20 protein-coding genes are annotated in these 21269 nt (G+C 38.2%); 16 read left to right on the forward strand and 4 right to left on the reverse strand.

From position 1 onward, the window contains the following. The first annotated feature begins 26 nt into the window (after positions 1-26). From H6G08_RS08450 to H6G08_RS08465, 4 genes are all read left to right on the forward strand, one after another. Positions 27-494 (forward strand): DM13 domain-containing protein, encoded by a 468-nt coding sequence (locus tag H6G08_RS08450; RefSeq protein ID WP_190540452.1) that lies wholly within the window; start codon positions 27-29, stop codon positions 492-494. Between the two features lie 169 nt (positions 495-663). Then, the gene (locus H6G08_RS08455; RefSeq protein ID WP_190540454.1) at positions 664-1383 is read left to right on the forward strand and encodes a DUF4079 domain-containing protein; all 720 of its coding nucleotides are present in this window, start codon (positions 664-666) and stop codon (positions 1381-1383) included. Further along, positions 1380-2837 (forward strand): sensor histidine kinase, encoded by a 1458-nt coding sequence (locus tag H6G08_RS08460; protein ID WP_190540455.1) that lies wholly within the window; start codon positions 1380-1382, stop codon positions 2835-2837. Before H6G08_RS08455 ends, H6G08_RS08460 begins: the two co-directional genes overlap by 4 nt. Before the next feature lie 542 nt (positions 2838-3379). Next, on the forward strand, positions 3380-5725 hold the full coding sequence (locus tag H6G08_RS08465) for an MHYT domain-containing protein (RefSeq protein WP_190540463.1): 2346 nt from the start codon (positions 3380-3382) through the stop codon (positions 5723-5725). A 457-nt stretch (positions 5726-6182) separates the two neighbouring features. Here the strand turns inward: H6G08_RS08465 and H6G08_RS08470 are convergent, their stop codons facing one another. Then, the gene (locus H6G08_RS08470; RefSeq protein ID WP_096645497.1) at positions 6183-6383 is read right to left on the reverse strand and encodes a hypothetical protein; all 201 of its coding nucleotides are present in this window, start codon (positions 6381-6383) and stop codon (positions 6183-6185) included. Between the two features lie 169 nt (positions 6384-6552). On the opposite strand from H6G08_RS08470, the gene H6G08_RS08475 reads away from it, so the two are divergent. Beyond that, entirely contained in the window at positions 6553-7044 is a 492-nt protein-coding gene (locus tag H6G08_RS08475; RefSeq protein WP_190540466.1) for a GNAT family N-acetyltransferase, read from the forward strand. Positions 7045-7053: 9 nt separating this feature from the next. Here H6G08_RS08475 and H6G08_RS08480 read toward each other — a convergent pair whose 3' ends face one another. After that, the gene (locus H6G08_RS08480) at positions 7054-7668 is read right to left on the reverse strand and encodes a class I SAM-dependent methyltransferase (RefSeq protein ID WP_190540468.1); all 615 of its coding nucleotides are present in this window, start codon (positions 7666-7668) and stop codon (positions 7054-7056) included. Between the two features lie 555 nt (positions 7669-8223). On the opposite strand from H6G08_RS08480, the gene H6G08_RS08485 reads away from it, so the two are divergent. The 7 genes from H6G08_RS08485 (at position 8224) to H6G08_RS08515 (ending at position 13762) form a co-directional block, all read left to right on the forward strand. Beyond that, a complete protein-coding gene (locus H6G08_RS08485; RefSeq protein WP_190540470.1) occupies positions 8224-8511 on the forward strand; it encodes a Mo-dependent nitrogenase C-terminal domain-containing protein in 288 nt (95 codons plus the stop codon). A gap of 187 nt (positions 8512-8698) precedes the next feature. Next, complete coding sequence (locus H6G08_RS08490) at positions 8699-9373, forward strand: response regulator transcription factor (protein WP_190540472.1); 675 nt, start codon at positions 8699-8701, stop codon at positions 9371-9373. Positions 9374-9554: 181 nt separating this feature from the next. Continuing rightward, positions 9555-10523, forward strand: coding sequence for an arsenosugar biosynthesis arsenite methyltransferase ArsM (gene arsM / locus H6G08_RS08495; RefSeq protein WP_190540474.1), 969 nt, complete (start codon positions 9555-9557; stop codon positions 10521-10523). Between the two features lie 341 nt (positions 10524-10864). Beyond that, complete coding sequence (gene arsS / locus H6G08_RS08500; protein ID WP_190540476.1) at positions 10865-11872, forward strand: arsenosugar biosynthesis radical SAM (seleno)protein ArsS; 1008 nt, start codon at positions 10865-10867, stop codon at positions 11870-11872. Between the two features lie 263 nt (positions 11873-12135). Then, positions 12136-12276: a hypothetical protein gene (locus H6G08_RS08505; RefSeq protein ID WP_190540478.1), complete on the forward strand. Its 141-nt coding sequence runs from the start codon at positions 12136-12138 to the stop codon at positions 12274-12276. A gap of 226 nt (positions 12277-12502) precedes the next feature. Beyond that, complete coding sequence (locus H6G08_RS08510; RefSeq protein ID WP_190540560.1) at positions 12503-12874, forward strand: four-helix bundle copper-binding protein; 372 nt, start codon at positions 12503-12505, stop codon at positions 12872-12874. An 87-nt stretch (positions 12875-12961) separates the two neighbouring features. Continuing rightward, complete coding sequence (locus H6G08_RS08515) at positions 12962-13762, forward strand: hypothetical protein (protein ID WP_190540479.1); 801 nt, start codon at positions 12962-12964, stop codon at positions 13760-13762. A 784-nt stretch (positions 13763-14546) separates the two neighbouring features. On the opposite strand, the gene H6G08_RS08520 is transcribed toward H6G08_RS08515, so the two are convergent. Beyond that, entirely contained in the window at positions 14547-15263 is a 717-nt protein-coding gene (locus H6G08_RS08520) for a tetratricopeptide repeat protein (protein ID WP_242046102.1), read from the reverse strand. Positions 15264-15533: 270 nt separating this feature from the next. Between H6G08_RS08520 and H6G08_RS08525 the strand changes: the two genes are divergently transcribed. The 4 genes from H6G08_RS08525 to H6G08_RS08540 all read left to right on the forward strand — a co-directional run bounded on the left by H6G08_RS08525 (position 15534) and on the right by H6G08_RS08540 (position 20387). Beyond that, on the forward strand, positions 15534-16274 hold the full coding sequence (locus H6G08_RS08525; RefSeq protein WP_190540562.1) for a prolipoprotein diacylglyceryl transferase: 741 nt from the start codon (positions 15534-15536) through the stop codon (positions 16272-16274). Positions 16275-16504: 230 nt separating this feature from the next. Continuing rightward, on the forward strand, positions 16505-17923 hold the full coding sequence (locus H6G08_RS08530; protein WP_190540481.1) for a radical SAM protein: 1419 nt from the start codon (positions 16505-16507) through the stop codon (positions 17921-17923). Positions 17924-17959: 36 nt separating this feature from the next. Next, entirely contained in the window at positions 17960-18280 is a 321-nt protein-coding gene (locus H6G08_RS08535) for a hypothetical protein (protein WP_096645508.1), read from the forward strand. A gap of 106 nt (positions 18281-18386) precedes the next feature. Then, a complete protein-coding gene (locus tag H6G08_RS08540; RefSeq protein ID WP_190540483.1) occupies positions 18387-20387 on the forward strand; it encodes a variant leucine-rich repeat-containing protein in 2001 nt (666 codons plus the stop codon). Between the two features lie 131 nt (positions 20388-20518). Here the strand turns inward: H6G08_RS08540 and H6G08_RS08545 are convergent, their stop codons facing one another. Beyond that, positions 20519-21073, reverse strand: coding sequence for a 1,2-dihydroxy-3-keto-5-methylthiopentene dioxygenase (locus tag H6G08_RS08545; protein WP_190540485.1), 555 nt, complete (start codon positions 21071-21073; stop codon positions 20519-20521). Positions 21074-21269 lie beyond the last annotated feature (196 nt).

Raw genomic sequence — 21269 nt, forward strand, 5'->3', positions numbered from 1 at the left:
AGAGCAGAATTTACAGAGATAAAATTATGAAGTTTAAGCATTTAGCTATTGTGGGTATGATTGCTGTTATCACTGTAGGCTGTGCGAATGAGAGTAATACCCCTAATACTAAGCAAACAGAAACCCCAACAACTCCTAAATCAACTATAGTCAGTTCTGGTGGAGGAGCGGGAGCTTTTAAAGCTGGGGAACATCCGACTCAGGGAAGGGTACAAGTTATTAGCGAACAAGGAAAACGTTATTTAGAGTTTGATAAAGATTTTAAAACTGATAAAGGCCCGGATTTATATGTGATTTTGCATCGTTCTGATGCACCACCACAATCGGGGATTAAAGAAAAGGATTATGTGAGTGTTGCGCAGTTACAAAAAATTAGCGGTACTCAACGTTATGCTGTACCGGAAACAGTGAATTTAGCTGAATTTAAATCAGTAGCAATCTGGTGTCGCAAATTTAATGCTACTTTTGGTTATGCTCCTTTAGCTAGTAGTTAAAGCTCGATTCAATCAGTAAAAATAGTTTTTTAAAAAGTGTGAGCGCAAAATAATCAACACTTTTGATTTCTCTTAGGCGGCTATATTGAAAGTAGCGGTATGAGTTAGCTTGTCTAGTTTTGACTACTAACTACTTAAAGATTGTGGATGTTCTGTCAATAGGTATTATATGCAATTAGCTGATTTTTTGGTGCTGATTCATCCAGCGATCGCGGTTGTTATTTTCTTCCCACTTTTGGGTAATGTTGTCAATCTAGCATGGCAAACGCGCCAACGCCGTTTACAGACTTTGGCGAAGGCTAAAAGCAAAATACCACCACTGGTGGGGCCGGAACATAAACAGTTAGGTGATTGGCTGGCTAGTACAGTTGTTGGTATAACTTTAATTGGTTTAGCTTATGCAATTGGTAAAAATATTATTAAGCATCAATTGTGGGTTACTGCAACTAGTCAAGTTGTATTGATTGGCTTAATTTTTGCTGCTACTATTGCATTTTTTATCTTACTATTTCGAGCCAAGCAGCGATTATGGCGGGGAATTTTTGCGACTTTAACAGGGATAAATTTAGTAATTATTGGTTGTCAAGATGGAGTTTTTCGTCGGACAGATGAGTGGTATTGGTCGCATTATTATATTGGGATTACGGCTGCTTTACTAATGATTTTTTCTGTGGCTATTGTCCAAGATATTTATCAAGATAGATCCCATCGCTGGCGAATTGCCCATACAATCTTAAATTGCTTTGCTCTATTACTATTTATTGGGCAAGGCTTGACTGGAACTAGAGATTTATTAGAAATTTCTCTGAGTTGGCAAGAACCCTATATTTATCAGTGTGATTTTGTGAATAAAACCTGTTTACCACCAAATACGCAAATAACAAAGTGAATCAAATTCAAAAATTTAGGCAAGTAATCGATCCGGGTTCATTAAGGGTACGCTTAACGATTGGTATTGCTGCATTCTCAACCTTGGGATTAGGAAGTCTGGCTATTTGGACTAGTTTGAAAATGCAGCAAATTTTAATTAATAGCCATAAATATAATATTGAAAGAATTGCCGATCGCCTACCCCGTGATGTAAAAATTTATAGCGAAATGATGCCTCCTGAGCAAGGGTTACAAAAATCTGTCGATAGTTTAACGAATAACGACATATTTATTTGGGTTAAAGGCTCAGAAAATAAAATTATCGCTAAATCGCAAAATTGGAATCAGTTATCGGATACAGCAGCATCGGAATTAATGTCGCTGACGGAGATGTCTGTAAAACCACAAGTCACCCAAGTGAAACAGCGCTATTTTGTTTTGTGCGGTGGTTCCTTACCAGTTAAGGGTAATGTATTGGGTAAATTATTTGTGGTACAAGATGTTACTCGCGAACAGAAGATGTATTTGGCAATGGTGCAAAGTTTAGGAATTGCTAGTAGTTTAGTTATTTTAGTAATTTCTGTGGCGATCGCATTTTATATTCAGCGTTCTCTTCAGCCACTACGCCAACTCAGCCAAATGACAGAAGTAATTTCGGCTGCGGATTTATCAGAAGCACAATTATCTATCGATCGCGCACCTAGCGAAGTTAAAGAATTAGCGCAAACTTTTAATATGTTATTATCGCGTCTCTCCCTAGCTTGGGAGCAAGAACGACAATTTGTCAGTAATGTTTCCCACGAGTTACGCACGCCATTAACAATTGTTCATGGATATTTACAAAGTGTATTAAGACGAAAAAATAATTTAACAACTACGCAAATAGAAGCCTTAGAAACTGCTGCAACAGAAGCAGAACATACAATTCGCCTGTTACAAGACTTACTAGATTTAGCTAGAGCAGATAGCGGTTATTTACATTTTTCTTTAAATCCTTGCGTACTGAATGATTTAGTTGTAGAAGTTGTGGGGATGGCACAGAAATTTAGCGATCGCCAAATTATCATTGAAGCTACACATCAAACAATTGAGGTGAAAGCAGATTATAATCGCCTCAAACAAGTATTTTTAAATTTAATTGATAATGCTGTCAAATATTCTGAAGCTGATACCCCAGTCATTGTAAAATTATATCAGCAAGAAGATGCGGCTGTAATTCAAGTTTGTGACGAAGGTTATGGAATACCGCTTAAACATCAATCGCGGATTTTTGAGAGATTTTATCGCGTTGATGAAACCCGTAACCGCGCTACAGGTGGTACTGGGTTAGGATTGTCGATAGTCAAAACCTTGGTAGAAAGTATGGGTGGAAATGTGACTGTGCGATCGCGTTTAGGTGAAGGTAGTATATTCACAGTCACCTTACCCACTTCATCATCACTCGAAAATCGTTATAGTCACCAAATAAGTTAAAATATCCCGGAAATTTTATCCGAAATATTATGTGATAAATTTCCCAAAAGTTAATTTATTCCCTAGTCATAAGATTTGCTGGTGAGAAACTTATACCGAATTTTTTTCTAATTAAATACGAGTTATATAAGTTTTACTCGTTTTACTAATATTGATATTCATCTAACCATGTTGAGCTTGAGCAGCTTTACGTAAAATATAACTATTGGCGATAAAAAGTAAACCCGCAAATCTGGTTTAAAAGCTGAGTTTGCGGGTGAATTGCCATGAATATGTGCTTAACGATATAACTGTTATACAATTGAGATATATTTTTATTGTAATGCTTGTTACATTAAATATTGGTCAACTAAATACAAATGTATAATGCAGCAAGCAAGGTGAAACTAAATTTTATTGTTCATATAAAATAAAAGATAACCATAATTATACTGTGAGTAATATCACGGATTATGCAATTAAACAAAAATATGGTTGCCAGTAGTCAATCAATGTTTGATTTCTGGTTTTTGCTATAAACAGCTTATTATTTGGTAAATAAAATGATATTTGGAAATTATGAAATACTCCTGGTAGTAATCTCATTTGTCATCGCTACAATTGCCTCATATACGGCATTAGAGTTAGCAGGTAGAGTTACCCCAGATTTACCACTCAAAGTCAGATTGAGTTGGATTATAGCAGGTGCGATGGCAATGGGAACGGGTATTTGGTCAATGCATTTCATTGCGATGTTAGCCTTAAAACTACCAATTTTCGTGGAATACGATCTGCAAATTACCCTGCTTTCTTGGGGGGATGCAATTGTTGCTTCGGGATTAGCATTATTGTTATTCAGCCGCGCCAAATTAAGTATGAAAATGCTGTTTGGCGGTAGTGTGGTGATGGGATTAGCGATCGCTTCCATGCACTACTTAGGTATGGCAGGGATGCGCATGTCTCAAGCGACGATCCATTACAATCAATGGCTGGTGGCTTTATCAGTCGTAATTGCCATATTAGCTTCTGGTGCGGCTTTGTGGTTGGCTTTCTACTTTCGGAATTTGCAAAAGTCAAAATTTGACTGGCTGAAATTAACTAGCGCTTTAGTGATGGGAATCGCTATTAGCGGTATGCACTACACGGGAATGTGGGCGACTAACTTTATTAAGTTAGCGGATTTTGTCTTAGATAGCAATGAGCGATCGCCTAATTCTTGGTTAGCAATTCAAATCGGGATTGCGACTTTTTTAATTCTCGTTGCAACTTTGATTATTTCCTTACTCGATCGGCGCTACACAGAACAGTTAATGTGGCAAACTGCTTTACAAGAAAGTGCGGAACGAGAACAAGCTTTAAGTATGGCAATTCAAAGAATGCGGCAAACATTAGATATAGATACTATATTTGCGGCAACAACTTCTGAATTGCGTCAGGTAATTGGATGCGATCGCGTTGTTGTTTATCGCTTTAATCCAGATTGGAGTGGAGAGTTTGTTGCGGAATCTGTTGCAGAGGGATGGATTGCTTTAAATCAAGCAAAAACGCAAAATCCCGACATTCAAGAAAATGTGATTCAAGACAATCAATGTATTTTTAACAATGACAGCCTCAAATCAAATAATGTAAATCAAGATAATTTTTTGGTTCAAGATACCTACTTACAATCTACACAGGGAGGTATTTACAGCCAAGGGGTAAATTATCGCGTTGTAGAAGATATTTATCATGCTAATTTTAACAGTTGTTATATTGAGCTTTTAGAAAAACTGCAAGCTAAATCTTATGTAATTGTTCCAATTTATGCTCATAGCAAACTTTGGGGATTATTGGCAGTTTATCAAAATTCTGCACCTCGCCATTGGCAAGAAACAGAAATCAATATTATTGTGCAAATTAGTAGCCAGTTAGGAATTGCTTTAGAACATGTGGAATTACTAGAACAAACCAAACAACAATCTATCCTCCTCGAACAAGAAATTCAAGTTCGTTTAGATGCGGAAGCACAACTAAGTTTACAAAAACAGCAGCTAGAACAAGCTTTAAGCGAACGCAAACAGTTACAAACCCAATTAATTCAAAATGAAAAAATGGTAGCTTTAGGGCAATTAGTCGCAGGTATTGCCCATGAAATAAATAATCCACTTAACTTTATTTCGGGAAATTTAAATTACCTCAATCAAGATATAGAAGATTTACTAACAGTAATCAAATGCTATCAACAGGAATATCCAGAGCCTAGCGATAAAATTAGGAATAATATCGAAAATGTAGATTTAGATTATCTCAACCAAGACATGCAAAAAAGTATAGATAGTATGTCTAGAGGAATTGATAGAATCCAAAATATTGTTAGTGGGTTGCGTAATTTTTCGCGGTTAGATGAAGCAGAATTTAAGCTTGTAAACATTCATGAAGGTATTGAAAGTACTTTAATAATTTTACAGCATCGGTTACAAGCAAAACCCGAACGTCCAGCAATTACAGTTAGCAAAAACTATGGTGTCTTACCTTTAATTAATTGTTATCCCAGTCAACTCAATCAAGTATTTATGAATATATTAGTCAATGCCATTGATGCTTTAGAAGATAAAATGCAAAATTACCCTTTATTAGATGATTATCAAATCTTTATCGAGACTAAGCTATTGGATAATTTTATAGAAATTCGGATTGGTGATAATGGCTTAGGCATAGATGAAAAGTATGCGAGCAAGATTTTCGATCCTTTTTTCACGACTAAACCAGTAGGTAAAGGTACAGGATTAGGTTTATCTATCAGCTACCAAATAATTACTCAACTGCATCGAGGAACATTAACTTGTAATTCTGTAAAAGGAGAAAAATCGGAATTTATTATTAATATTCCCATTATAAATCAAAACTGCGGTAATAAAATAATCCAGTAAGTTTGTTGATAAAAAATAGCTAATATTTCCATGCTAAAGCGCAATCATAAATTTGCCTAAATAAATTTATTTTCAGTCGTTATTTAAAGAATATTCAATTAATTTTATTTTTGATCGCCATAAATTATTTAATTTATTTTAGGTTAAATTGGGTGCATATAAGTTAATAATAAAAATTTTAATATCCATGAAAATGAGCCTAACCTGCGTAGGTTGGGTATAAAGTCGTGAAACCCAGCAAATCGAAAATGTTGGGTTACCCTACGGGAAGCCGCTCCGCGTCTACGTCCCTCAACCCAACCTACAATTATTCTTAATTGAACCGTATTGGTATATGAAAATGAAAATGAGTGGATAATTGCACTCATATAGGCAATTTCCACCCGAATTTTGGTGACTTATGGTTAAGAGAACAAAACTGTGTTGAATTAGGCAAATTTTCCCCTAAGGAGATGAATTAGCGGGATTCAGTTCCTTGATTTGGACTACCTGCTACATTATCTTCACCAGGTGCTTCTGGCTTGGCTGTTTCTTTAGCATCACTTTTTTCAGCATCACCTGTTTTGCGAATACTATCTTCCAAAGGGGTTTGATAGCCACCAGAAGCACTAGGGGTATTAGCTTCACTATTGGATTTTTGCTTTTGTTGTTCAGACATAATGAGAATCCTGTGATTAATTATGGCTACATTTTAAGAATTACAGGAGTGTAATTTTATCTATCTAGAATATGGTTCTGTCTGCTTCATCTCTCTATCGGAAGTAATGTTTAATTAGGTTGTTACAGTTAAATGTAACTAGCAAAAAATCCTGATATTTGCATCGATAATGCTACAAAATAATTTAGCTTTACCCTCTGGATGTATTGTCCGCCAAGCAATAGCTGAAGATAATTGGCAGATTCGATTGTTGGTTTTATCGGCTAAACTAGACCCAACGCAGTTACGCTGGCAGCAATTTTGGGTGGTGGAATGCGATCGCCAATTAGTAGCTTGCGGCCAGTTACGAAATTTTGCTGATATTCAAGAACTCGGTAGTTTAGTCGTGGCTAAGGCTTGGCGCGATCGCGGTTTGGGTAGTTTTCTCACCCAGCATTTAATTAATTCAGCCACTCAGCCGTTATATTTAGAATGTCTCGGTCAGCGCTTGGCAGAATTTTACCAGGGATTTGGTTTTGTTCAGGTGGCTTTTGAAGATTTACCGCGATCGCTTAAACCAAAATTTCGCTGGTCGGAATTGGGTAGAAAGTTGATTCGAGTTCCTGTAGTCTTCATGCATTATCAAGGAACAGAGGCGGAGAATCTCACCAAACCCCGCTAAAATCATCAATTAGCCTGGTTTAGCAAAAATCGTCAGCAACACAGGCCCTAATAAATAGTAATGACCGACACAGCTTAATCCAGCAGCAGCACCCATTAATTCTCGTTGATTGGGACTATAAAATTTCACTTTCCCCAAAGCACCCAAATTTACATTGAGTTCTGGCTGACTTTTAACCGTAGTATCAACTAGATAAAACCTTCCACCAGGCGATAACACCCGCGCAACTTCGCTAAAAATCTGCTTTGGCTCTAAATAATGTAAAAAACTGATAGTGTTAAACACCGCATGAAACTGACCATCAGCAAAGGGAAGAGACTCAGCTTTACCTTCAACAAAAATCAACCGGGGACGATGGCGGTTACGCTGTCTCGCTACACGCACCATTTCTGGCGATAAATCTAATCCCGTACCGCGCAAATCGGGAAATTTAGCCGCCAGACGATCCAGCAAGCGACCAGTACCGCAGCCTAAATCTAGGACATGAGGTTGGGGTGGTAAATCAACATTTTCTAGCAAGCGCTTGTGGATACTTTGGTAAAACACTGAAGGTAAAAGCCTGTCATAGCTTGGGGCCCAAAGGTCAAAAGCTTGCTTTTTGTTAGTTATGAAGTCATTGGTCATTTGTCATTTGTCATTGGTCATTTGTCATTTGTCATTGGTCATTTGTCATTGGTCATTTGTCATTTGTCATTTGTCATACCAATTCGCGTTTTTATACGTAATTAAGATTTCGGTAGGGGCGGGGTTTCCCCGCCCTTGTGCGAGTTTCAATGTTACGTTTTAGATTGCAGTTTGGTATCAACAGTCAACCGTCAACCGTCAACCGTCAACCGTCAAGAATATCCTGTTTGTAATCTAGCGTAAAGCTGAAAGTCTTGCATTTAGGTATAGACGAACGATCGCGTTCGGGTAAGCCTACTGAAAAATCGCCAATTTGGCGTGGCAATTTTATCTTCAGACGTTAGGATAAGAGCGACAACAGACAAATTATCCGGAATACAGGTACTTAAGTGCGTAGTTGGATTTATCGCTAACAGCAAAATGCACCAACTAAATAACTAACTAAAACTGCAAAGCCCGTGCATAAGTCTCAACTAACTAAACCTATATATCTTTAGGGAATTAAATCCACTAACTAAGCAGGCTTTGCAATTATAAAATATTAGGAGAAAAATTATGTCATGCTTTACTCAAATTCTCTTACATCACGACCTTCTCTACCCAGTACGTCAATGGTTAGAAGGTATAGAAATTCATAACCGCAAACTAGCTCATTTCTTATGTAAAGCTATTCCCGCCCAATGTCCATTTGAAAGAGATATTACACTTTTCGGTCGCACCTTAATGCACATTCCACCGATGTGTAAGTTAAATCCTCTTTATGAACAAGTGGTAACTTTGCGTTTTAAAGCTCTCTGTTATCTTGCGGATGAGTGTGGTGAAGATATTGCAGTATACTGCTAAATTGTGATGATTTGGTGATGTAGCAGTCATCGGTAACCGCAGATTTACGGTTGTTACTGAATCCGAACTATACTAAGCTGACGGAGTACTAATTAGATGTCTAACTATTTAATAGTTAGTACCTCTCTAAACTGGGCGAGTCTGTATCTGTGCTAACCGTATTCTGCTGAAATTATCAACATCATCTATGACGCACATCTTACTGGTTGAAGATGAAGTCAAGCTAGCTCGATTTTTAGAATTAGAACTAAATTATCAGGGTTATCAAGTCAGTGTTGCTTACGATGGACTAACTGCCGTTACCGCAGCACAGAAGTTACATCCAGATTTAGTAATTGTAGACTGGACTTTACAAGGTTTATCCGGACACGAAACCTGTCATCGCCTGCGAAGTATTGACAAAGGACTACCAATAATTTTATTAACTGTCAAGGATGAAACAAGCGATCGCATTGCAGGCTTAGATGCTGATGTTGACGATCGGCTAGTGAAACCTGTTTGTATCGAAGACTTAGTTACCATCATCCGGACTCATCTGCGAAAAAGCCAAGTAAAACATGGTGCAGATATTTTAGAATTTGAAGACCTGAGTTTAAATCGTCTGACGCGCAAAGTATATCGAGGCCAGAGGTTGATTGATTTAACCGAACAGGAATTTGAGTTACTAGAATATTTACTGATACATCCGCGACAGATTATCACAAGCGATCGCATTTTAGCAGAAGTTTGGAGTCACAACTTTATCGCCGACTCTCAAATCGTGGAAATGTCTATTCGCTACCTCCGCCAAAAACTCGAAGCTAATAACGAAAAGCCTTTACTGCAAACCTTACATGGTATCGGCTACGTATTATACAATTAATCCTGACTCTCGCAAATCCCCTAAACTCCCTATTCTCTGGTTGTTTGGGGGATGCTTGTTGGCGGCAAAACCGTTAAAACCAGTAGTTTAGAGGTTGCTTGGATTCTTATCTCAGATTCATATAATTGAAAGTTAATTGTATTAGGATGCGTAAAGTTAAAGTTGATTTTACGCGATCACAATGACCTATTTAGAAACAGCAGCAGAATTTTATCGTGAAGTTGCACAAACACCACAAGTCGGACTTTGTTGTGTCCAAAGTACACCTCTGCAACTACCAGGATTGAAAGTACCTTTGGCGATGCAAGAAATGAACTATGGTTGTGGTACCACTGTTCACCCAACTGAACTAGCTAATCAACCTACCGTTTTGTATGTTGGTGTGGGTGGTGGCTTAGAAGCCTTACAATTTGCTTATTTTTCCCGTCGTCCCGGTGCTGTAATTGCCGTGGAACCAGTAGAAGCCATGCGAGAAGCCGCTACACGCAATTTAGAAATTGCTGCTCAAGAAAATCCTTGGTTTGATCCCAGTTTTGTCCAAATTTACGCAGGAGACGCCTTTAACTTACCAGTTGCTGATGCGGCTGTAGATGTCGTAGCGCAAAACTGTCTTTTCAACATCTTTGAACCAGAAGATTTAACCCGCGCTTTAAAAGAAGCATATCGCGTTTTAAAACCAGGCGGACGTTTACAGATGAGCGATCCCATCGCTACTCGTTCCATACCAGCACATCTACAACAAGATGAACGCCTCAGAGCCATGTGCTTATCAGGCGCACTAACATATCAAGATTATACACAATTGATTGTTAATGCTGGCTTTGGTCAAGTAGAAATTCGTGCCCGTCGTCCTTACCGATTACTAGATACTTTAACTTATAACCTAGAAGAAAATTTACTCCTAGAAAGTCTAGATTCTGTATCTTTTAAAGTTTCTATACCTGAAGATGGAGCCTGTATTTTTACAGGTAAAACCGCAATTTATGCAGGTACAGAATCTTTATTTGATGACGGAGCAGGACATTTATTGCAGCGTGGTATTCCCGCAGCCGTGTGCGATAAAACTGCTGCTAAACTTGCAGCTTTAAAGCCAACAGAAATCATAGTTACCGATTCCACATGGCATTATGACGGTGGTGGTTGCTGCTAATTTTTAACCACAAATTACTATCTATATTAGTAGGGTTTTTTATGCCAACGGCTAATATCAATTCTTTATGAAGCTGCATAGAATTTGATCCCCCCTAGCCCCCCTTAATAAGGGGAGAACCGGAATAAATCTATCAAAGTCCACGGCAGTTGCTTCAAGTCGGGAAACCCGCCCAACGCACTGCCTCCCCTTTTTTTAAGGGGGATTTAGGGGGATCTAAATATGTGCAACTTCACATAAAATTGATATAACTCACCACCTGAATATTGTGGTGCGTTGCGCTACGCGACAACACACCCTACAAAGATTAAGAGTGAATCTTATTGGAGAAAAAATCAACAATGCAAACTCAATCTTTAAATTCACAAGATATAAAAGTAACACCATTTAAACAGAAACTCAGTCAACCGTTAACTAAAACCGCTATATCTGTATTACAAATTAATTTAGGTAAACGCTGTAACTTAGCCTGCACACACTGTCATGTAGAAGCTAGTCCAAAACGCACAGAAGAATTATCTCCAGAGATTTGCGCACAGTTAATTGAGTTAATTGACAAGTTTCCCCAAATTCAAACTGTCGATTTAACTGGTGGTGCGCCAGAAATGAATTATGGCTTTAAGCCATTAGTAGCCGCCGCAAAAAAAACAGGTAAACAGGTAATTGTTCGTTCTAATTTAACTATTTATTTTGCTGATGGGTTTGGCGATTTACCCGAATACTTTGCAGAAAACAAATTAAGAATAGTCGCTTCCCTACCCTGTTACCTAGCAGATAATGTAGATAAAATGCGCGGTGCTGGTGTTTTTGATGATTCTATAAAAGCTTTGCAATGGCTAAATCGTCTTGGCTATGGAAAAGAATCAGATTTAATTTTGGATTTAGTTTATAATCCCCAATTACCCAAAGCAGAAAAATTTTCTTTAGCTCCTGAACAAACAAACCTAGAGAAAGCTTATAAAATGTTCTTACAAGAACATTTCGATATAGTATTTAACAACCTCTTCACCATCACTAATCTACCAGTCGGTAGAACAAAAATGTATTTAGAAAGGCAGAAATTGTCCGCCAGCTATTTGCAGTTTTTAGAATCTAATTTTAATGCTGGTACAGTTGAGCATTTAATGTGTCGCAATCAATTATCAATTGACTATTTAGGTAACGTCTATGATTGCGACTTTAACCAAATGATGAATTTACCAGCAAAAAGCCATAATGGTGAAACTTTGACAATTGCTAGCTTGTTAGCGGCTGGTAGTTTAGACTTGATTGATGAGATTCAAACCGCAGCTTATTGCTATGGTTGTACAGCTGGTTGTGGTTCTAGTTGCGGTGGTGCTTTAGTCTAAATTTTAATTGATTTTTAATTTGCTTATTTGTAAGCACCAAAATTTTTTGTCAGCAAAAGACTATTTTGTTACAAACCTGTTAAGCTTGCGTTACATAGCGTGAGATCGGTTTATCATGGCATTAATTAAGTCTCCTCACACCACACCAAAGCCGTGGACTTGTTATAAGTCTCACGGTTTTTATTTTAGGGGCTAGGAGCTAGGGAAGGGAGACAAATGACAATTGTAGAGACGCGATTCATCGCGTCTTTGCCCAATGCCCAATGCCCAATGCCCAATGCCCAACTTTTTATAGATATTTGTTAAGAGAAACTGACATAAATCTATCGTTAGACTTAAGCCGAATTAGCGATCGCATATTAACAAATTTAGTGATTTGCGAAAACTCCGATTTTTTACGGTAGTTTCCGAGGCTTTATTTTACAATAATTCTCGTGCAAATAACCAGATAAATATCACTAAACTATGTGCAATTAAGACAAATTAGCGGTAAGCATATCGAGATAGTGAGCATATAAATACCCTCGTAAAAACACTATTGACTCCCTAAAAAACTCAGTCTAAATTGATAGTTAAGTCCTCCACAGGACGAGTCAAAAACGCATCAGTTATTTAGGAGGTTTTCCTATGATGATGATGATGATGAACGAATCCATGACAACTGAAATGCAAACCTGCATGGACGCTTGCATGGAATGTCACAAGATGTGTATGGAAACCATGACTCACTGCATGTCTATGTCTCAAGGCAAGCAGATGGACATGAAAATGATGAGCATGATGAGCATGATGCGCGACTGCGCGGAAATGTGCATGATGTGCATGAACATGATGATGAGTGGTTCCGAATTCATGGGACGTACTTGTATGCTGTGTGCAGAAATGTGCGATCGCTGTGCAATGGCTTGTGACGAAATGGGCGGTGATAAAATGATGGAATGTGCCGCAGCTTGCCGCAAATGTGCAGAAACTTGCCGGATGATGCAAATGATGCCTGCTTAAATTCCATAACCAGCAGAAGTTTCTCTGCAACCTAATATTCAAGCGCTCAGGCTCAACAAGTCTGGGCGCTTGAAGTATATTTATAGGATGAAGCACCTTAAATCCCGTTCTCAAGATTTGCGGAGTTTATTTGAGAACAACATCACCATTGAATACGTAGCAGAACCCCTCAAAGCAGTGTCGGCGGAAGCTGAGGTAACAGAGGTGCTGCAATGGATGCAAGCACGCGACTTTGATGTCGTTGGTGTTGAGTCAGGTGATACCATCACCGGCTATGTAGAACGCGCCAACTTACACAAAGCAACATCGGGAAAAGTATGCAGCGATTATCAGCGCGTATTTCATCCCAGAGAACTCATCGCTATTTCTACCCCACTGATGAAACTGCTACCAATTCTGCAACAAACTCCCCGATTATTTGTGCTGGATTGCAATCAAGTCACGGGAATTGTTACCTGTGGCGATTTGCAAAAAGCACCTGCAAGAATGCTGTTATTTGGCTTAGTCACGCTGTTAGAAATGAATTTGCTGCGACTCGTGCGGCTTTATTATGTAGATAATAGTTGGCAGAAAGTTTTAAAACCAGAACGTTTACAAGTCGCACAAAGATTATGGCGCGAAAGCCAAGAAAGAAATGAAGCCACAGATTTATTAGATTATCTACAATTTTGCGATAAGCGCGAGTTAGTTTTAAATCAACCAGAACTGCTAGAACAACTAGGATTAAAATCCAAGCGATTTGGCGAAAGGTTTCTTAAATCAGCCGAACAGCTACGCAACCGATTAGCACATGCACAAAATTTAGTTAGCGGCTCCTCTTGGACAGATTTAATTTCTTTAGCGGAAGCGATGGAAAAATTATTGATTCTGTGTGAGGAAATTGAGTGATCATTACATAAAATTGTAGAGACGCGATTCATCGCGTCTCTGACAAATAACAATGACAACCCAGATTGAACCACATCTATCGTAGGGGCACGGCACCGACAATCTTTTGGTACATACAATAATTTTACTGATGCCGTGCCCCTACAGCGTGGTCTATTTACCTAAAAATAGCTGTAAGTAGCGGGTAATTTTTTCGTCTGCAATAATCGCATCAGGGGGAATTTTCATTTCTCATAACACCACAGATTTCCGTAACACTTTATCTCTCATCATGCTACAGTCTCTCGATTCACCGAATGCCCATGAGCTTGCGCTCGTTGTGCGATCGCCTGATACAATTCCAGGCAATGTCACTTGAGTATCAATGTCTCTGAGAATATACAGCAGATTGCAAGCCAATGAAGTACAGTTTATCGTTAATTGTAGGGGCACTGGCACTGCCATGCCCTAATAATTATCTGTACCTTACCAAATTGCAATTTGCTGTATGAGACGATGTGAATAACGAATATCACGATAATTTATGATAAAAATTGTGATATTCATAATAAAAATTGCAATATTTACGAAAAAATCGTGATGTTTTCTATGGAGAATACGATATTTATAATAAAAATTGCAATATTTACGAAAAAATCGTGATGTTTTCTATGGAGAATACGATATTTATAATAAACATCGCAATATTTACGAAAAAATCGTGATGTTTTCTATGGAAAATACAATCTTTATAACAAACATTACGATATTTATGATAAAAGTCGATTTTTTATTACTTTCTTAATTACGAATCACGATTTTCATCAAAACTCTGCCGCACTTCCTCAACCGACACCCCCAAAATTTCGGATACGGTGGCTAATAAACTCTCATCCTGAGTAACTTGGTAGAAACGGGCAAGATTACGCCGAGAAATTCCTAAACCATACTCATCATTAAACTCAGCCGTAATCTGTAAATCTTGCAGATAATAAGCTTTCGCTGATTCCAGTTCCCCTAATTCTTCTGCAAGTTTACCAAGGTGAAAATATGTGCCTGCACAATTATAGCGATCGCCATATTCGATATCAATATCCAAAGCCTGTTGATAATTGCGCCTAGCTTCTTCAAATTCCCGCAATTGTTGGGCAACAATTCCCAACTGGTGGTAGGTGCTAGCACAACTATAGCGATCGCCATATTCGATTTTAATATCCAAAGCCTGTTGATAATTGCGCCTGGCTTGTTCAAATTCTCGCAACTCTTGGGCAACTATTCCCAAATTGTGGTAGGTGCTGGCACAACTATAGCCATCGCCATATTCGATATAAATATCCAAAGCCTGTTGATAATAATCCCGTGCTTGGTGGAACTGTCGCATATCCACAGAGACATTACCTAAATAAAACCAGGAATTTGCAACAGCACGATGATTTTGCTGCTTTTTGGCAATTTCTAAAATTCTTCGCGAATAGCGATCATTGGCATGGTGCAGTCTGCTTGATGCTAAAGGCGATCGCATAATCATATACTACACAACAGATTTAGCGATCGCCTTTGAGTACTTTGTAGAACGATACCGTTCAGTTAAGGATAAATGTAGGTTGGGTTGAACGAAGTGAAACCCAACAAAGCGCTGAAAATGTTGGGTTACCCTACGGGAAGCCGCTCCGCGTCTACGTCCCTCAACCCAACCTACGCCAAATCAGTTAACGCTAACTGAACCGTATTGCTTTATTTATGTTTAACTACTTATTAATACAACTTGAGACTTTATAAATTACAAATTATGTTGACTTTCCCTGTTTATATCGGGATAGGTTCCTTACGAATTCATCCGCATATTTTATTTGAATCTTTAGCTTATGCTACTGCTTTTCGTTTATTAATAAAGCGTGTCCGTAAAGATTCAATTACACCTAGTCAACGTACTTCTGTAATTGTTGGGGGGATGATAGGTGCTTTAATTGGTGCCAAAATGTTGGTGTGGCTGCAACATATTGATTTAATTTGGCAAAATCAACAGCAATTACTTTTACTCTTATTGCAAGGTAAAACAGTAGTCGGCGCACTTTTGGGGGGATTAATTGGTGTAGAAATTACCAAAAAAATTCTGGGAATTCATCAGTCTACAGGCGATGTATTTGTATTTCCCTTAACTGTGGGTACAGCCATCGGGAGAATTGGCTGCTTTCTCACCGGTTTGAGCGATCGCACTTATGGAATCGCCACCACATTACCTTGGGGTGTAGATTTTGGCGATGGTGTTCCCCGACATCCCACACAATTGTATGAAATCTTATTTTTATTATTGTTAATTATATTCTTAAGCTGGCGCAGCCGTTTTCAATATGAAAATGGCGAATTATTTAAATTTTATTTAATTTCTTATTTTGCGTTCCGTTTCCTGATAGATTTCATTAAACCAGATTTTCACCCATTTTTGGGCTTGAGTGCGATTCAAATTGCTTGCTTACTCACTATTCTGTATTACCGTCGCAGTATTCCTCAGATGGTTCAACTCAAAAACTAATTTTAAATTGCATTTACAGCAGTTTTCACCTATTTAAACCACATCTGTCGTAGGGGCACGGCATCGACAATCTTTTGGCACATAAAATAATTTTACTGGTGCCGTGCCCCTACAGTGTGGTCTATTTACAGGAAGATGCTGTAACTGACATATTGCAACATTTTTAATCAGCGTAAGGTGGGCATTGCCCACCTTACAAAAACTGCCCTCTGCGTTATTAAAAAATTACCATGCCTACCCGCGATTATTTATTTTACGCCTTAACTAATAGTGTTTGCTCAAAATGCTTAGTTAAGGTAGAAGCAAAAATCATTTTTCAAGACGATTGTGTTTATTTAGTTAAACATTGTCCTACCCACGGAAAAGAAGAAGTTTTAATTGCTGATGATATTGAATATTATAAAAAATCTCTAGAATTTATTAAGCCTGGGGATATGCCCCTCAAATTTAATACGCCAATTAAATATGGTTGTCCTTATGATTGTGGACTTTGCCCCGATCACGAACAGCATAGTTGTTTAACATTAATTGAAGTCACCGATAAATGCAATCTTTCCTGCCCAATTTGTTATGCTGATTCGGGAGCAGAAGAAGTTTCTCAATTATCCCAGCAACCAAGACTGCATCGCAGTTTAGCACAAATTGAAAGTATGATTGATGCGGTAGTCGCTAATGAAGGCGAACCGCAAATAGTACAACTCAGTGGTGGCGAACCTACTACTCATCCTGAGTTTTTTCAAATCTTGGATATTGTCAAAACCAAGCCGATTAAGCATTTAATGATAAATACCAATGGCGTAACGATCGCTAAGGATAAATCTTTTTGCGATCGCTTGAGTCAATACATGCCCGGAATTGAGATATATTTACAATTTGATAGCTTTGAAGCCGCAGCTTTAAAAGAGTTACGCGGTGCAGATTTACGCCATATACGCGAGCAAGCAATTGCTAATCTCAATGAATATAATATTTCGACTACATTAGTTGTCACCCTCAAGAAAGGTTTAAATGATAGCGAAATTGGTAAAATCATCGAATATGCTTTACAGCAAAAATGTATCCGGGGTGTGACTTTTCAACCGATACAAGCAGCCGGAAGATTAGCAGGATTTAACCCCAAGCGAGACAGGTACACATTAACAGAAGTTCGTCGCTCAATTTTAGAACAAAGTCCTTATTTTAAACCGGAAGATATTCTTCCAGTTCCCTGTCATCCTGATTGCTTGGCGATGGCTTACGCATTGAAATTAAATGGTAAAGTTATCCCGCTAACTGGGTTAATTAATCCAGATGTGTTTGTAAAAATTATGCCTAATAGTGTACTTTATGAACAAAATGAAGAACTAAAACAGCAAATTTTTCAACTATTTTCTACCAGCCATTCACCCAATTCTGCGGCTTTATCACTCAAGCAGCTTTTATGTTGTTTACCGATGATAGCCGTACCTGAAGGTATTAATTACTCAAATGTATTTCGAGTAATGATAGTTCAATTTCTCGACCCTTTTAACTTTGATGTTCGCTCAGTCAAGCGCTCTTGTATTCATATTGTACATCCAGATGGTAGGATAATTCCATTTGATACATTCAATATGTTTTATCGTGCAGGAAGTGCTGGATATCAGTTGGTTAATAACCGTACTGATTGAATTTAATTGATCGGTGTCATCTATAGGGTTAAATTAATGTCTCAAAGAAATGAAATTTTCCAAATTTTATTAGGATTATTTCTGATAGTTGGCTTACATTCATTAGCAATACTGATCATATTTGGCTTGGGTTGGCTTTCTGTGCAGATATTTGGTTCTAATAATTATTACTATTTAGGTATATGGTTAGTAGGCGCTTGGGGATTTTTTATCTGGCAAATGTTATATGTAATTCCCGTTTGTATTTGGCTGAGAAGACAACAGCGCGTAGCAATGATGAAAGGCGTAATTATTGGTGCAGTAATTACTGCTTTATTAAATGGTAGTTGTTTTTTATTAATATTTACTAATCGTTAACTAATCGTTAATCAAGGGTAGCAAATCTCAAATTATTAAAGGGAACAATAAGGGAAGCAGAATTTTTGAATTTGCTTGAGATTAACCACCTATGGAGCATCTACCCATGAGTCAAGAGCAAGAAACAGCATTGCAAGAAGCTGCGAATGAAAATACCCCTTCTGAGCGTTTGCGAGAGCTTGCGAAACTTAGTATAGAGTTAGCCAGGATAGTTGCACAAAATCCTGGCACTGATGCGGATATTTTACATGAATTAGGCTCATACGCTGACGCAAAAGTGCGACAGAATTTGCTGATGAATCCTAACATTCCGCCATCTCGACTAATGTTTTTAGCCAAGCTGTTTCCTAGACATTTATTTAGAAACCCAGCTATTGATTTATTAATTTTAGAAAATCCCAATTTACTAGCTACAGCTTTTGATACAGTTTTACCTAATTTAATTAAGCGGAAGCTTGTGCCAGTTTCGCTTTTAGAATATGCCGCCAAATCTTCATCTGAAACAGTAAAATTAGCAGTCACGGTAAATAGCCAAACACCAAAAGCTACCCTTGAATATTTAGCATCTAGTAACAATCAGCTTGTGGTAGAAGCAGCGCAAATGCATGTTAATTGGAATGATGATGCTAATTGTGAAGATTGGCAAGAAATCGCCCAAACAGCAATAAATAATATATTAAATGATTGCTTAGAAGAATTTAAAGATGCAATTCAGCAAATCGCCAAAATTAATGAATTGCGCTCAGGTATTCCTAAACATTTTTTACGCTTTGTACCTTATAGAAAAGATGAATATGATGAAACTATTGTTAGCGAATTAGAAGAGATAGCACAGTCAGAGCAATCAAATGTACGCCTAATAGCTGCTAAACATCCTAATACACCTGCGCGTATTCTGGAACAATTGCTAGAGTTTGGGAATCGCAGTATTTTTTATGAATTAGCCAGTAATCCTAATACTCCTGTACATGTGTTAGAAAAACTCCTTCAGCAACCCGATCTCTATGAATTAGGTAGACGTATAGCTGGGAATCCCAACTTACCCTTAGAATTGCTAGAAGAGATGGCTGATTCGGATCGTCATAATGCAGTTCATGCAGCGATCGCATCTAACCCTCGAACACCTGTGTATATTCTGGAAAAACTCGCTAGTAATCAACGATTGAACAGTTATGTTCATCAAGCAATAGCTTATAACCCGAATACTCCAGTCAGCTTGCTAGAAAAATTAGCACGCGATCGCGGCGATGATTACACTGTTCGCAATAGAATTGCTAACAATCCCAAAACACCGAAGCAACTTGTTCTGAGAATGCTATGGCTGTTTGAACTCCGACATCTCGGCGGATACAGTTTATATTCTGGTGTTGAAGAATTTGGTATGATGAATCCCCATGTTTCAGGTAATTTTTTGGAAAAATTATTAGAATGCCAAGAAAATACTTTAAAGACAGCATGGCACCAACAGTTTAAAGATGCTGCTAAATTAGAAATCGCCGCAATTGCGGGTCATCCTAACTTACCTGAAAAGTCTTTAAAAAAGCTACTTTTAGAACACGAAAAAGACTTTATCCGTTACGCTGCTTGCGACAATCCTAATACACCAAATTTTATTGTGCAAATATGGGGAATAGATATTCTCAAAGACTTAAACCAAGGAATAGTTAATGTAGCAGTCTTGAAAAGAATAGCGGCTTCTCTCTACGCTAACCAAGAACTTTTAGCAGTCTTAGTTAACCATGAACATCCTAATGTACGCAAAGCAGCAGCCAGCAATCCCTGTATTGACGATGCAATTTTAGCATCTTGGGAATCTTCACCTAATTATCAGCCAGGTGAGTTAGAATCAAGCCTTTATCCTGAAAGAGAACTCCTCAGCAAATGGGAACAAATTCCTCTATCTACTCGCCTCACAGTTTTATTAAATCCACAAGCACCAAAGGGAATTTTAGCCAAAATTGCTCGCTCTTTTTCTTGGCTAGAACGTTATGCGATCGCACAAAATTCCAACACACCTACACAAATACGCCAAATTCTTACCCAAGATGGTAATCGAGTAGTACGTGCTGCGGCTAGTTTTACCAAGCCGATAGAATTACCAGAATAGCTATTACTCTTATTGTAAATAAAAGGGTTTAAGATCCCTGCTTCTATATGTAGTATCATTTTCAGACGAGGATTCAAACCCCGTCTGAAAATGTCTTTAATTTTGAATTTTGAATTTTGAATTTTGAATTGTTAACGCGGCTTGTTCATCGAGTCGCTTAACTGAGTTCCCGTGTAATTTGGTAACCAACCTTCTGCGGTGATAAAATAGCGTACTGCTTTAAAACTCAAGGATGCATTCGGACTACACCAATGCTCTACACCCGCAGGAATCACCAGATAATCTTGCGCTTGAACTAATAACTGAATCTGACTACCATCTGGTTTGACAAAGCCAAAAATCATCTCTCCCGCTAAAACATAGATAGGTTCAGCCGCAGTATGAGTATGATAACGGCTGTAAGTGGCAATTATTGTCTCAATATGCGGGGAACCTGGGTGTATATTCAGTAAGTCACACCAAAGATAGCCTGTTTCTTGCTGGAGAAATTCAAAGACTCCATTATGCAGTTCTAAGATGTAGCGCTTCTCGGATTCGGTAACAACGTCTTGATCGATTAAGTGCGGAAAAAGTAGCGATGTTCCTGGATCGTAGTGTTTCAAGTGAATGCCCAAAGGAGACAATTCACGGACTATTTCGCTTAAATCGCTCTCAATTGTACCGTCATCCAGCAATAGGGTAGCCATAACAGAAGCACTAATTCACCATTAAGAAAAGTATACTTAATTTTTATTTAATTAGCCATTATGCCGATAGGCAAACCGGAGTTGTTTATCTGCATTCTCTGACATACAGCATCCTAGTGGGGTGGTGAAAAATATCGGTTTTGGCTGTTGACGGTTGACGGTTGACGGTTGACGGTTGACGGTTGACGGTTGACGG

It is taken from the genome of Calothrix anomala FACHB-343 (assembly GCF_014696435.1).
Lineage (GTDB): Bacteria > Cyanobacteriota > Cyanobacteriia > Cyanobacteriales > Nostocaceae > Aulosira > Aulosira anomala_A.